Source organism: Sphingobacterium sp. UBA2610 (assembly GCF_002339225.1).
Taxonomy (GTDB): domain Bacteria; phylum Bacteroidota; class Bacteroidia; order Sphingobacteriales; family Sphingobacteriaceae; genus Sphingobacterium; species Sphingobacterium multivorum.
Genome location: NZ_DDKA01000031.1, coordinates 1 through 13,491, shown reverse-complemented (window position 1 = coordinate 13,491; position 13,491 = coordinate 1). Strand labels below are relative to the sequence as shown.

The 13,491-nt window shown below is 39.3% G+C and carries 13 protein-coding genes; 2 read left to right on the top strand and 11 right to left on the bottom strand.

The features are described 5' to 3' along the window. From B4Z47_RS20620 to B4Z47_RS20580, 9 genes are all read right to left on the bottom strand, one after another. Positions 1 to 2,055 carry an NADH-quinone oxidoreductase subunit L gene (locus tag B4Z47_RS20620; RefSeq protein WP_286727820.1) on the bottom strand — a complete coding sequence of 685 codons (2,055 nt, stop codon included), beginning with the start codon at positions 2,053 to 2,055 and terminating at the stop codon, positions 1 to 3. A gap of 3 nt (positions 2,056 to 2,058) precedes the next feature. Next, the gene (gene nuoK / locus B4Z47_RS20615; protein WP_046672767.1) at positions 2,059 to 2,367 is read right to left on the bottom strand and encodes an NADH-quinone oxidoreductase subunit NuoK; all 309 of its coding nucleotides are present in this window, start codon (positions 2,365 to 2,367) and stop codon (positions 2,059 to 2,061) included. Further along, the gene (locus tag B4Z47_RS20610) at positions 2,364 to 2,906 is read right to left on the bottom strand and encodes an NADH-quinone oxidoreductase subunit J (RefSeq protein ID WP_070561245.1); all 543 of its coding nucleotides are present in this window, start codon (positions 2,904 to 2,906) and stop codon (positions 2,364 to 2,366) included. Before B4Z47_RS20610 ends, nuoK begins: the two co-directional genes overlap by 4 nt. 3 nt (positions 2,907 to 2,909) lie before the next feature. Then, positions 2,910 to 3,473, bottom strand: a complete 564-nt coding sequence (locus tag B4Z47_RS20605) for a NuoI/complex I 23 kDa subunit family protein (RefSeq protein ID WP_046672765.1) — start codon at positions 3,471 to 3,473, stop codon at positions 2,910 to 2,912. Between the two features lie 3 nt (positions 3,474 to 3,476). Continuing rightward, entirely contained in the window at positions 3,477 to 4,550 is a 1,074-nt protein-coding gene (gene nuoH / locus B4Z47_RS20600) for an NADH-quinone oxidoreductase subunit NuoH (protein WP_046672764.1), read from the bottom strand. A 252-nt stretch (positions 4,551 to 4,802) separates the two neighbouring features. Beyond that, the gene (locus tag B4Z47_RS20595) at positions 4,803 to 6,089 is read right to left on the bottom strand and encodes a citrate synthase (RefSeq protein ID WP_046672763.1); all 1,287 of its coding nucleotides are present in this window, start codon (positions 6,087 to 6,089) and stop codon (positions 4,803 to 4,805) included. Between the two features lie 189 nt (positions 6,090 to 6,278). Then, the gene (locus tag B4Z47_RS20590; RefSeq protein WP_286727819.1) at positions 6,279 to 6,524 is read right to left on the bottom strand and encodes a hypothetical protein; all 246 of its coding nucleotides are present in this window, start codon (positions 6,522 to 6,524) and stop codon (positions 6,279 to 6,281) included. Between the two features lie 126 nt (positions 6,525 to 6,650). Further along, the gene (locus B4Z47_RS20585; RefSeq protein WP_112374865.1) at positions 6,651 to 7,658 is read right to left on the bottom strand and encodes an SPFH domain-containing protein; all 1,008 of its coding nucleotides are present in this window, start codon (positions 7,656 to 7,658) and stop codon (positions 6,651 to 6,653) included. A 5-nt stretch (positions 7,659 to 7,663) separates the two neighbouring features. After that, on the bottom strand, positions 7,664 to 9,034 hold the full coding sequence (locus tag B4Z47_RS20580) for a hypothetical protein (protein WP_286727818.1): 1,371 nt from the start codon (positions 9,032 to 9,034) through the stop codon (positions 7,664 to 7,666). Positions 9,035 to 9,369: 335 nt separating this feature from the next. On the opposite strand from B4Z47_RS20580, the gene B4Z47_RS20575 reads away from it, so the two are divergent. Together B4Z47_RS20575 and B4Z47_RS20570 are read left to right on the top strand one after the other, a co-directional pair. Next, positions 9,370 to 9,732: a BlaI/MecI/CopY family transcriptional regulator gene (locus B4Z47_RS20575; protein WP_046672759.1), complete on the top strand. Its 363-nt coding sequence runs from the start codon at positions 9,370 to 9,372 to the stop codon at positions 9,730 to 9,732. 4 nt (positions 9,733 to 9,736) lie between these two features. Then, positions 9,737 to 11,947 carry a M56 family metallopeptidase gene (locus tag B4Z47_RS20570; RefSeq protein ID WP_286727817.1) on the top strand — a complete coding sequence of 737 codons (2,211 nt, stop codon included), beginning with the start codon at positions 9,737 to 9,739 and terminating at the stop codon, positions 11,945 to 11,947. 68 nt (positions 11,948 to 12,015) lie between these two features. Here B4Z47_RS20570 and pth read toward each other — a convergent pair whose 3' ends face one another. Together pth and B4Z47_RS20560 are read right to left on the bottom strand one after the other, a co-directional pair. Further along, a complete protein-coding gene (pth, locus tag B4Z47_RS20565) occupies positions 12,016 to 12,579 on the bottom strand; it encodes an aminoacyl-tRNA hydrolase (protein WP_070561240.1) in 564 nt (187 codons plus the stop codon). An 80-nt stretch (positions 12,580 to 12,659) separates the two neighbouring features. Continuing rightward, a complete protein-coding gene (locus tag B4Z47_RS20560) occupies positions 12,660 to 13,256 on the bottom strand; it encodes a 50S ribosomal protein L25/general stress protein Ctc (protein ID WP_046672756.1) in 597 nt (198 codons plus the stop codon). Positions 13,257 to 13,491 lie beyond the last annotated feature (235 nt).

The following is a 13,491-nucleotide window of genomic DNA, read 5'->3' as shown; positions in this document are numbered from 1 at the left end:
CTAAAAAAATATAAGATAAATTAAACCAAGTAAAACTAATAAAAAGACGGAATACAATGCTGTCTGTATCTTTCCATTTTGGACCAAGCGAACTTGATTGCCTGTCCAATAGGCTACAGTAGCAACCGTATTAACAAAACCATCTACAATATATTTATCTATCCACACACTTAGCTGTGAGAGGGATAAGACGATAAACTGAATCAAAGAAACGAAAGCGTCAACGATGTGACGATCAAACCAATAACAGAACTGCGCTAATTTTAATATGCCATTCACAAAGACTGCTTGGTAAAATTCGTTGATATAACCCTGGTTGAAAGCGGCTTTTAATGCCTGGCTAGCGGGGTTTAACGGGTATTTATTTTGTACATACCATTTCCAGCCGATGATCCAGCCAATAACCGAACCAAGGAGCAGTATTGCAGGGATAATAAGGTGTGCACTATGGCTTGGTGCAAAAGCATATTCATCCAATAAAAGGCCGTCCATCAACCAGGAATCATGATAAGAAAACGGATTGAATGAGAATACCGGGAATAGACAGAATAGTCCCAAAACAAACATGGGGATCAACATGGTCTTTGGGGCTTCATGTAGTGGATGATCCAGTAGTTTGCCCTGAAGCTGTTTCAACAGTCTGAACTCTCCAAAAAAGGCTTTAAAGAGCAGACGACCGATGTAGAAAGCCGTTAAAATACTTACTAGAATTAAAATCGCGGGTATGATAAGGTATAAGTTACCTTTTGAAAGAGCCCATTCAAAGGAAGAGATGACGATACTGTCTTTGGATAGATAACCTGAAGTCAAAGGGAATCCTGCAAGTGCTAGCGAAGCTATACACATCAGCACGAAGGTTTTTGGCAAATATTGACGTAGCCCGCCCATATTCCGTAAATCCTGCGGATCAAAGTCCAATTGGCTATGTGCTTTGAGATGGGCCATTTCATGAATGACAGCTCCTGCAGAAAGAAACAACAGGCACTTAAAGAAGGCATGCGTAGTCAGATGAAATAAAGCAGCATCCCATGTTCCAATGCCAATGCCAACCATCATAAAACCAAGCTGCGATATGGTCGAAAAAGCAAGAATACGTTTGATGTCGTATTGGCCAAGTGCGAAGTATGCGGCCAAAGCAGCGGTTATTGTACCGATGATGGCAATAAATAATAAGGCAGATTCATTAAATAATGGAAATACAGTAGCCAAAAGGAATACACCTGCAGCAACCATGGTCGCGGCGTGAATCAATGAGGATACGGATGTAGGACCTTCCATGGCGTCAGGAAGCCATACATGTAATGGAAATTGTGCAGATTTAGCCATCGCTGCCAAGAAAAAGGCTAATCCTGCAATGGTAAGCCAAATCTGAGGTAAGCTATTGACTGGAGATATCCATAATCCTTGGGCGATTGTGGATTGATAAATTAAGCCATTGTCTCCAAAGAGATCGATTAAATTGAGGGTTTTGAACTGTGTAAATAGGATCGCAAGCCCAATTAGAAAACCGAGGTCGCCGATGCGATTGACCAAAAATGCTTTTTTATTGGCTTGTACAGCTGTTTCACGTGTGAACCAGAAGCCGATGAGGAGATACGATGCAAAACCGACTAATTCCCAAAAAACATACATCAATAGGAGGCTGTCCATAATAACCAATCCCAACATCGCAAAACAGAATAAGCTGAGATACATCCAATAGCGGTGAATACCTGAATCGCCATGCATATAGGCCCTGGAGTATATATGTACGGGTAGGGCAATGGTCGGTACCAAAAAAAGCATCAACGTGCTCAAATTGTTCAGCAGGATACCAACTTTAAATGCTGTTTCACCAATAGTGAACCAGCTTACTTGCATTGATACTGCCGGATTATTCCATATAGAGAACCAGGTCAATCCACCAGCGATAAAACTGAGGATAATAGCCGTGAGAGAAACTAGGCCCGACTGATCGCGTTTGCCTGCTATTGCTTGATATAGGAATGCCACAAATGGCGCTGCCAAGGTAAACAGTGCGGTCAGAAGGGGCGATATGTGAACAAATTGATCCAATGCTTATTTGTCTTTTAATTGGTTTATCTCATCCGGATTAATGGTTTTGTAATGCCGATAGACATTTAATACAATAGCCAATCCAACAGCGACTGCAGCCGCTGCGAGAACAATGGCAAATAATGCGAAAATTTGCCCACCATAACTGACCTTGTCGTATTTTCCAAAAGCAACAAAGTTCAGGATGGCGGCATTGATCATCAATTCAATACCCACCAGAATCATGATCGCATTTTTCTTGGAAAGTACAGTATAAAGACCAATGCAAAAGATGCAGGCACTGACAACTAAGAAATGCGTCAGCGTAATCATATTGTACGCTCCTTTCTGGATAGATGTGAGGCTCCGATCAAGGCCATCATCAAAAACACGGATATAATTTCAAATGGTAAAACGTAAAAGGTCATAAAACGTAAACCAATCTGATGAATGTTATTATCTGTTGCGACAATCTCGGTGTTATTTTCCCTAGCTTGTAAAATCCACGCAGATGGTGCTTGTTGCCATTCAACAATGCCGTATAGCATAAGCAATAGAAAGCCAAGTACGATGGGAACCGTCTGCCACTTAGGCATGGTTAAGAATGAACCGCTGCTATCCTGAAGGTCTTTCAGGAGTTCTTTGTTGGAGAGCATAAAGGCAAATAACATCAATATGAGCACGCCTCCGACATACACCATAATTTGCGTGATAGCTACAAAATCGGCTAAAGCAAATAAGTAGAGTCCTGCCATAGCAAATAACACAATAAAAAACAGGAACAATGCACGCGCGATATTTTTAAGATTGACCAGTAAAAGTGCTGAACCGATTGCTAGGGTAGCAAAGGCGTAGAATAAAATACTTTCCATCTTTTATTTTTGCTTTGCTGCCTCCTTTTCAGCTTGAAACTTGGTCCACTCTGCTTTGCGCTGTGCGACCTCACTATCGGTCATATCTGAAAAACCATAGATAAGATCGGTCAGTTTTTGAGAACTGCGGTCATATTCATTGGTCATGGTAATACATTCCGTCGGACATACCACAGTACAAAGGCCACAGTACATACATTTGGCCATATCAATATTGAATTTGGCCGGATATAGTCTTTTAACGCTGCCATCGGAAGTTTTTCCAATCGCTTCCGGTGATTTGATGGCTTCGATTTCGATGCAGTCGACAGGACAAGCCTTTGCGCATAGATCACATACAATACAGTCCTCGATATCGACTTGCAATTGATAGCGGGCAACTTCGGGGATTGGCATTTTTTCACGCGGGTATTGTACGGTGACAATACCTTCTTGTTGATCAAAGTAATTGTCTTTCTTGATATTCAATTCTGTTCGCGAACGTCGGGCACCAAACAAGTGCTTAACAGTCAAAGATAAACCCTTGATTGCCGTACGAAATGCATGCGAAGCTGTTTTAAATATCATATCCTATGCTATAACTAAAATTCGCCAAATTGCAGAGATGGCCATACAAAGAAAAGCCAGCGGTGTCAATACTTTCCAACATAAACTCATCAGCTGGTCTGCACGTAACCGTGGTAATGTCCATCGAATCCACATTTGGATACCAACAATAAATAATGATTTGGCTAATGTCCAAAATATTCCCCACACTAAACCTGTGGTCCAATCGGCCAAGCGTATTGCACCTATGTTTGGTAATGGTGTATTCCAAGCGCCTAAGAAGAGAACAACTCCCAACATCGATACCAAAAACATCATGGCATACTCGGCCAAAAAGATAAAGGCAAATTGTATGCCCCCATATTCTGTATGGAAACCACCAACTAATTCAGATTCGGCTTCCGGGATATCAAAGGGTGCACGATTACACTCGGCAAGGGTAGCAATAAAGAATATGATGTAGGTAATAATCAAATGTGGGGCCTGAAAGATGTTCCAGGCGAAAAGGCCTCCGATCTCATTGACTTCCCAAAAACCAAAGAATTTAATGCTTCCATGAGTTAGAATTCCTTGTCCAATAGCAATTTCATTCAAATTTAGGGTCTGGGTTAGCATCACTACAGCAATCAGCGAAAGGCCTACCGGTATTTCATAGGATACCATCTGTGCAATGGCACGCATGGAACCCAATAAAGAATATTTGTTGTTAGATCCCCAACCTGCCATTAAAATGCCCAAAGCATCAATGGAGATGATGGCCATAATAAAGAACAAGCCTGTATGTGTATCCGCTGGGATAAAATCTTTGGCCCAGGGAATAACGGCAAAACCTGTAAATACAGCAACGAAAATAACGATAGGAGCAACTCTAAAGAGTATTTTATCGGCCGATGAGGGGGTAATTAATTCTTTTTGTAATAATTTGAGAATGTCGGCAATCGTTTGGAGACTGCCATACTTTCCTGTTTCCATCGGTCCTAGACGATCTTGTACAAATCCCGCGATCTTACGCTCGGCATATACTGCAAATAAGGTAAAGGCTGCTATAAAAGTGAAAATAGCAATGGGAACCAAGATATGTAGTATTGTTTCTAACAAGTCTTATTTATAATGATTTTTAATAAGAGACCAATGAATACGCAAACTTAACGAAAAACAGGGAATTTAGATAAGGAAAAATTAAAATATACTTAACAAGTAGATTATCGTGACAATAACGTAACGACGGTGCATCCTATAGTGTTCGAGTGGGTGGTTTCGGACAGCTGTAAAGTTCTCCATGTTGGTTGGGGTAGAAATAAAAAAAGCATCCCCGAGGGATGCTTTTTAAGGATATAAATCGAAATCGGATTAGCGATTTGAAAATTCAACGTAGTCGCGTTCTGTGTGGCCAACGTATACTTGTCTAGGACGACCGATAGGCTCTTTGTTTTCACGCATTTCTTTCCATTGTGCAATCCATCCTGGTAGACGGCCTAAAGCAAATAATACGGTAAACATATCTGCTTTGAAACCTAATGCGCGGTAGATGATACCTGAATAGAAGTCAACATTCGGATAAAGTTTTCTGTCGATGAAGTATTGGTCATTCAATGCTGCTTCTTCGAGTCTTTTAGCGATATCCAATACCGGATCTTGAACGCCTAATTTTTCCAAGATGTCATCACATGCTTTTTTGATGATCTTAGCACGAGGGTCGAAGTTTTTGTAAACACGGTGACCGAATCCCATCAGACGGAAAGGGTCGTTTTTGTCTTTTGCTTTAGCAAGATATTTTTCAGCATCACCACCATCATTTTTAATGGCCTCCAACATCTCGATTACAGCTTGGTTTGCACCACCATGTAATGGTCCCCATAATGCATTGATACCCGATGCAACAGATGCATAAAGGTTTGCATTGGATGAACCAACGATGCGAACAGTAGATGTTGAACAGTTTTGCTCATGATCAGCATGTAAAATCAACAATTTGTGCATGGCGTCAATCACCACAGGATCGAATGTTTTTTCATCATTCACTTCTCCAAACAGCATGTTTAGGAAGTTGTCAATGTAACCAAGGTTGTTTTTTGGATAAACGACAGGATGACCCAATGATTTCTTTTGAATCCAGGAAACGATCGTTGGCATTTTTGCCAAAAGATTGATGATCGTTTGATCCTCTTCTTCGTCAGTTAAGTTAGGATTTAAAGATTCTGGGTAAAATGCCGATAATGCGCCTACTAAACACGAAAGTTGGCCCATTGGGTGAGATTTGGATGGGAATCCAGCGAAGAAGTTTTTCATGTCTTCGTGAATCATCATTTGCTTTTTGATGTCAGCTCTGAATTTTTCCAATACCTCTTTTTTGGGAAGTTCTCCATAAATCAACAAATAAGCAACTTCCAAGAAAGTCGATTTCTCTGCCAATTGTTCAATTGGATATCCTCTATATCTCAATATGCCTTTTTCACCGTCAAGGAAAGTAATCGCACTTTTCGTTGCACCTGTATTTTTGTATCCTGGGTCTAACGTAATAAATCCGCTTAGATCTCTTAATTTCGAAATATCAACTGCTTTTTCATTTTCAGTACCGACAATGACCGGAAGGTCATACGAAGTGCCGTCTAAATTTATAGATGCTTTATCTGACATGTTTATATATATCTTATATCTGATTTGTTATGCTAATCTCACAAATTTAACTATTTGATATTTAAAATTGAAAGTTCTTTTGGAATTAAAATGACATGACTGCGTCATTTTGGATAATATTCACGAATTATTTACTTAAATAAGCAAATAATTTATTCAAATTTAACATTATCTTATTCTGCAAAAATATCAATCTATTTTTCGTTGCGCAACCTTTCCTTTGTCTTCGTAGTTGCCCTGTTTGCCCGATCCGAAAAAAGGTAGTATGACAAAACAAACCAGAATAATGGACGTTAGTGTCAAAATTCCTGTAGTCCACAATATTTTGCTGAAGTTTTCCGCCTCCAATAGCTTAATACCCCAAAGTCCCAAAAGGAAATAGGTGGCAACGAAAAGGATCACCAGGGTGAATAATATGCCGAATATATATTTCATAGCTGAATTAATTTATGGGTTGTGAATGGATTGACCTCAGTATATTGAGCTGAATCGTACCGATTTACATTTTAAAAGGTCTCATGGGATAGCTATCACTTTTAAGGTTGAATCTCCCGTAATACACTAGATTTTATTGAGAATCTGTTTTTTTAATGTGTCGAATTCTTCTTGGGTAATGATATTCTCACGAAGCAGCAGCTGTAGCTTTTGGAGTTTCTCGACAAAGTCACCCTCTTGCTGAATATGATCTTTGATCTCCTCTTTTTGAAGGTCGAATTGCTTTCCGAGTTCCATACCGACTCCCAGTTGTGCACCTACACCAGCAATTCCGCCTTCATTTTTAGCTGCGTCGCGTAGTGCCCGTAATTTTTCTAATTCAACATAGCTCAGACCTGCCTGTAGCGCTGCTTGATTTTGTGTGCTTAAATCGGCGATTTCTCCAATTCTTCGTTGTGTATTGGCATCAAATTGAGTTCCTAGGATTTTGAAATCCGTAATGTCGAGACCAAGGTCATTAAAGTCTTGTGTAACCGCGGTCTTGATGTCGTTGGAAAGTAATCCCAGTTGACTGTCAATCTCATTGTAACCCAGTTTCTTTTGTGCAATCTGCGCGATAATTTGTTGGGGGATCCGATTATTGATGATGTCTTGAATAACAGCTGTGTTAACCGTATTTTGATTCGCCACAATGTTTTTATAGAAATGTACAGGTTCCTTGATGAGGTAAGAGAACGTACCATTCAAGCCGATTTCTATCGGTAAATTGTAATGGGGGTCGATATATTTAATAGGTGTTCCCGTTCCCCAAGATTGATTGACAATAGCGGCTGTACGGAAAAAGTAAATGTAGAGCTTATGTTCTGATTCAAAATTTTGCCGCAAACGTGCTAAAGTAGTAAAGAATGGATGGTTGTCCGTTTTCAGATTGTATGTGCCTGCCTCGGTCAGCAAGTTTTCACCTTTTCCTTCGTAGACGAGGATGCAGCCCTGCCCTGGAGCAAGGATCAGCTTACTGGAATTTTTGATCTCATTCCTTTCAGATGGAAATTTATACCATAATATTCGGGGATCCTGGTTTTTCCACTCAATGACCTCAGAAAGCTGGTTGTTAAAAAGATTAAATAGTCCCATAGTGTTTAATTTAGTGTGTCGAATTTGGGGTTATACCCTTCAAACTTGTTGATTTGTTTGCCATTATTATCAAAATAATAATAGTTGCTCCCGTCTTTTACAATAAAACCATCCTTTAACAGGCATCCATTTCCATAAATGGACTTTAGGTCTGTGCTGATCGTTTTTTGTATGGCCCCCGTTGTTATATCCAGCAACTGGATCTGTAGGGGGTCGTCCTCAGCAGGTGTCGGCTTATACGCAATGAGAAGTGTTTTGTCATTTTGAGCAACCACTACGGGCTGGAAGTAAAGTCTGCCCGGTGTAAAGTCTTTGAAACTGATCAGACGGGCTCCTTTAAATTGCCATGGATTTATCAAGACCTTTTTGTATGGATCGCGGTCGGTAAAAATACCTGATCCGCCGTAATCCTTATCCCAGGAAAAGCGTGGGCTATCTTTGGGAAATCCATATTGATATTGGTAGCTGTACTGGATTAACTGAATTTTTTCTTCTGGGTAATAACTTGATTTACTTGAAAAGGTGAATTCCGTTTTTGTTGTTGGGTTGGGCAGCTTTTTCCTTCTTTCATCGTACAGTTGTTTATCGGGAATAGATTTGTTAATTAAGGGGTAATAAGCTAGGTTTTGTCCTTCATTGTTGACAATCTGATAGGCAGAGCCATAGTCTTCGTATTTAAATTCAACTTTAGCGATGCCCGTGCTTAAAGATGGAGCAACTTTTACATAGTTCTCTAGGACACTTTTATAAGTGAGTGTATTTCTGTCCAGCTGATAAATATATTTGGATTTGACGATGATATAAAGATGCTGATCTTCAAATACCTGAAGTTTGACGTCGCTGCTCGACAGTTCGACGGGAGTTTCCATCAAAGTCTTAACCCATTCTTTCTTACCAGTTTTTGGGTCGAAGAGCCCAATATACACCTTATTGTCCTTGCCTTCGTCCATTCGACCCCTGAAGGTTCCGACATTACCGACGACGACGATATGTGGCGTATTATCTTTATCCAAAAATAGCATGTTACTTGCGTAATTCCATTCCAGCGGTTGGGCTTCTTCTTTTTTCTCTGCTGTATTGGAAGTGCTGTAAGTTGAATAATTAGACGCTGGCTTTTTGGAAAATAGAGCACTTAAGGTTCCAATGACAAACATCAGCGCAATAAAGCCCACAACAGCAAATAATACAATCCGTATGGCTTTATATTGATCTTGGTTGTTGCGTGGGTAGTTATAGTTGTGGTTGATATTGATGTCATCACTATCCAGAAAAAATTCTGTTCCACAACTATCGCATTTGTAATAATCGGGGCGTAGTGTGGTGATTTTTATACTACCACAATGCGGACATTTGATCGCTTTGATATTTTTGGCCATTTATCTTTCTTGTATTTGTTTAAACCATCTCCTTTTGGAGTGAACGGTGCGACTGATTGCTATCAATTTCACACAGCGAAAACTCCTGTTTTTTCCATTGATGAAGCGATTTATGAATGAATTTAGAATTAAAATAAACGTATAACAAATTTTTTGCCAGCTAACTTATATTCGTCGGATTTGAGTTTAAATGCGCAGGAAATGAGCTATTTCTTTTTTTTAAGGGGTTACAAAGTCCCTATTTGCGTGAAGATCACAAAGGCAATAAAAAATATTTTTTGTATTTACGAATTATTCGTAGATTAGTAGTAGATTAGAAAAAGGAAGATAAAGATATGGAAAAATTAACAGCACAGGAAGAGCAGGCAATGCAATCGATTTGGAGCCTCAATGGAGGTTTTATAAAAGAGATCTTGGATAATGTAAAAGGTGAGAAGATGCCTTATACGACTTTGGCTTCGACAGTAAAGAATCTGGAGCGCAAGGCTTTTGTGAAGGCAGTACGCTATGCCAATGCCAAACGCTATGAGCCGATGGTGAGTGAGGAAGATTATAAAGCTAAGTTTATGAATTCCTTTGTGGGAGATTATTTCAAAAATTCCTATAAGGAAATGGTTTCCTTTTTTGTACAGGAAGAAAAACTGACCGCCGATGAGTTAAAGGAGATTATGGACATGATTAAGCATAATAAATCTTAATGGCATGGAAAGTCTACTAACCTATGTTATACAAGTCAATCTGTTGTTGGGTATTATCTATCTGGGATATATTGGACTGTTGAAAGGCTTGACATTCTATTTTTTAAATAGAGCCTACTTTTTAGTGGGAGGACTATTTGCTTTTCTGTATCCATTTTTGGATTTAAAGTCTTTGTTTGTACAGCGTGGATTGAATATAGGGGTGGTAGGCGAGCAGATTTCGCTTTATATGATGGAACCGGAGGTTCAACGGCAGCTGACGTTAGGAAGGTTGGTGGAAATCGTTTTTGTGGCCGGTGCCGTTTTATTGTTCTTAAAATTTGTATTTCAATTATTGAGTTTATTGCGAATTCATCTGAATTCGAGGTCCGATCAATGGCGGACGTATCTATTTCGGAATGTACTGATTCCTATTGTTCCGTTTTCGTTTTTGAATAAAATCTATGTCAACAAAGACCAGCATCTGGATGCTGAGCTAAAAGATATTTTTAAGCATGAGGATATTCATGTGAAAGGCCTTCACAGCTTGGATATTTTATTGTTTGAAATGATATTGGTGTGTTGTTGGTACAATCCTTTCGTCTGGCTCATGCGCAGGGCCATTCGCCAAAATTTGGAGTTCCTGACTGATCAACAGGTCCTCGATAAAGGAATTGACAAGCAGACGTACCAATACAGCCTATTGAATGTGTCCAAAAAGGGCACTTCAGTAGGATTGAGCAATCAATTTAATTTTAAACTTTTAAAACGTCGTATTATGATGATGAACAAGAAGCGATCATCGAAAATAGAGCTTAGTAAATACGCCTTTCTTTTACCCATATTTTTGTTGGCGGGAGCAGCATTTACAGTAAGTAAAGCGGAGGGTAGTATTGAGGGGGTCGTTGAGAAGGCAAATGAAACTGTATTACCTATTCCGTTGCCAACAGTTGATTTAAGATCTCAGACAGATCAATCAAATATGAAGGCTACTTCGTTAACGGATACTTTGGCTAAAGCACATCAAGTGGAGACAAAAGATTTTACGGAAATCAAGAGATCCGCTATTGATTTCTCTAAAGATCAAAAGTATTTTGTGGATAATAAATTGGTCTCTAAAGCAGAGTTTTTGGCTATTCCTGAAGGAAAACTGGCAAAGTACTGGTTTTCGAATGATAGTGATCTGATCAAGTATCGGACGAAGTCTTCAATTGATATTGCTGGCGGAGCAGTTTTGGCCAATACTGTCGAGATGCAACAACATTCGGATATAGCGCAAAAGAAATTGCGCTGTGTTATGAATGGTATTGTGCAGGAAAAAACGTTTACTGTAGATGATATCGATCCAAATGCTATAGCGTCAGTCTCGGTATTACAGGGTAAGGCTGCTATTGATAAGTATGGTGAAGATGTTGGGAAAGATGGCATCCTTGAAGTGGAATTGAAAGAAGGAGCTCATATTGGTAAAGACGCGACTAGATTGAAAGGAAATACTATTGGGATAGAGGTTCGTGCCAATGCAGACCCTAGAAGTGAACCGCTTTATATTGTGGAAGGAAAGGAAGTTAATTCAACCATTATGTCTGCCATTCCGGGGACGGAAATCCAATCGATTGATGTGATTAAAAATAATGCTGCATCAATATATGGTGAAAAAGGGAAGAACGGAGTTATTCTTGTTAAGTTGAAGAAAAATGGTTCACCAAAGATCACAAATCAGACCCTTACTTTTACTTATGATAAAAAAGAAGATGCAGGTAACGTTGACAAGATGAAGGTGAATGGAAACCTCTCGGAAGTTGTTGTAATGGGTTATAAAAAAGAAGATGCGAACGAACCCGAGCTCAAGGGCCGAGCGCAGGGAATCCCTGGAAATATCATCCGATTGACAGATGATGGATCTGGAAAAGTCGCTGCCCGTAATATTAAATTTCGCAGAGTTCATGGAGCTAAGGGCAATCCACTATTTGTTGTCGACGGAGAAATTGCCGCAGACAAAAAAATCAAAGATTTGGATCCGAATACAATTGATAACATTACGATCTTAAAAGATCAAAATGCTACTGCACTATATGGTGATCAGGCGGATAATGGCGTCATCATTGTGAACACCAAGTCTTATGTAAAGGAACACCCTGAAATATCTTCTGATGTAAAGGACCGTCTATCGGGAAAAGTGAGAAAAGTAATTAAGACTGAGTTGGGGAAGGAACAAGGTGAAGCGATTAAGAAATAGACAAGGTCGATACAATAAAAGCACAAGAGTTACACAGGAAAAAGCCGATATATTCGGCTTTTTCTGACTTATTTTGTATTCAGATTTGTCATCGTCAGCTCGATGCCGATATTGATAAAACTCTGGATCATTTTAACAGAATGGTCAATTAAAGCCGGTAGTTCAGCTTGTTCCTCTTTGTCAAAAGGACCTAGTACATAATCGACTTGTCTACCTTTTGGGTAATTATCGCCAATACCGAAACGTAAGCGCGGATAAACCTGTCCGCCACAAAGCTGTTCTATGGATTTAAGTCCGTTATGACCGGCGCTGCTTCCTTTGGGTTTCATGCGTAGCGAGCCAAATGGAATGGCCAGATCATCTACAATCACCAATACATTCTGAATTGGAACTTTGCATTGTTGCATGTAGTAGTTGACGGCCTTGCCACTTAAGTTCATGTAAGTTGTAGGTTTAATCACAGTAACATTGTGCCCCCGTTGCTTAAATTCGCTATAGTAGGCCAACTTGAGCAAGGAGAAACTGGCGCCAGCCTGTTTAACCAGCTCGTCGGCAACCATAAAACCAATATTATGTCGTGTATCGGCATATTCACTGCCAATGTTGCCTAATCCAACGATAAGATAATTCATGCTGCAAAAATAGAAATTTAATAAACAAAAAAAGCACCGAATTTCGGTGCTTTCTGTAGTATTTTAAAATCTTGCTCAGATTATTTTTTACCACCTTTAGATGCTTTAGCAGCTTCTTGTTCAGCTTGACGCAATGCACGAGACATGATTACTGATACGATTGTATCATCAGCATTGTTCAATACTTTTGCGTTTTCCAATTGAATTTGACCTACACGAACTGATTTACCAACTTCTAAAGATTCCATTGGTACGGCAATTTCTTGTGGCAAGTTTGCTGGTAATGCTTTTACGCGTAAATTACGTAATTTTTGAACTAATTTACCCCCCATTTTAACACCTGGAGAAGTTCCTGTTAATTTGATAGGGATATTCAATGATACTTCTTTATCATCAAATAATTCTAAAAAGTCAACGTGTGTAACTAAATCAGTTAATGGGTGGAATTGTGCGTCTTGAACGATAGCTCTTTTAGTTTGACCGTCAATGTTTAATTCAACAATGATTACGTCTGCAGTGTAAAGAACTGGTTTCAAATCAGCTGCGGATACAGAAAGAGCTGTTTGCTCTGTACCACCGTAAAGTACTGCTGGTACTAAACCTTGGTAACGCAATTCTTTTGCATCTCTTTTCCCTACGTTCTGTCTTACAGAACCGCTAATAGCAATTGATTTCATCTTTTAATTTTTTATAAATTTGAGGTGCAAAGATAATCTAATTTCTGATATTATCAAAAAAATACGATTGTTATTGGTTCGAGAACAGGCACTTATTCAAGGTCCTTAATCTTTCCATGTCTATGAACAGACCTATTCAACGCTACTTGGTTTAGCCTAATATATGATCAAATTAATATCAACCCTTATATTAAAACCGGTATAGAGCTCGTTTAACAGGGAAATAACAGGGGGT

Bases quoted from the DNA above. Each gene is read 5' to 3' on its own strand.
- B4Z47_RS20585 (WP_112374865.1), bottom strand. From the start codon at position 7,658: ATGGGACTATTTAATCTTTTTAACAACCAGCTTTCTGAGGTCATTGAG.
- B4Z47_RS20575 (WP_046672759.1), top strand. From the start codon at position 9,370: ATGGAAAAATTAACAGCACAGGAAGAGCAGGCAATGCAATCGATTTGG.
- pth (WP_070561240.1), bottom strand. From the start codon at position 12,579: ATGAATTATCTTATCGTTGGATTAGGCAACATTGGCAGTGAATATGCC.
- B4Z47_RS20590 (WP_286727819.1), bottom strand. From the start codon at position 6,524: ATGAAATATATATTCGGCATATTATTCACCCTGGTGATCCTTTTCGTT.
- B4Z47_RS20580 (WP_286727818.1), bottom strand. From the start codon at position 9,034: ATGGCCAAAAATATCAAAGCGATCAAATGTCCGCATTGTGGTAGTATA.
- B4Z47_RS20570 (WP_286727817.1), top strand. From the start codon at position 9,737: ATGGAAAGTCTACTAACCTATGTTATACAAGTCAATCTGTTGTTGGGT.
- B4Z47_RS20610 (WP_070561245.1), bottom strand. From the start codon at position 2,906: ATGGAAAGTATTTTATTCTACGCCTTTGCTACCCTAGCAATCGGTTCA.
- nuoK (WP_046672767.1), bottom strand. From the start codon at position 2,367: ATGATTACGCTGACGCATTTCTTAGTTGTCAGTGCCTGCATCTTTTGC.
- B4Z47_RS20605 (WP_046672765.1), bottom strand. From the start codon at position 3,473: ATGATATTTAAAACAGCTTCGCATGCATTTCGTACGGCAATCAAGGGT.
- B4Z47_RS20595 (WP_046672763.1), bottom strand. From the start codon at position 6,089: ATGTCAGATAAAGCATCTATAAATTTAGACGGCACTTCGTATGACCTT.
- B4Z47_RS20560 (WP_046672756.1), bottom strand. From the start codon at position 13,256: ATGAAATCAATTGCTATTAGCGGTTCTGTAAGACAGAACGTAGGGAAA.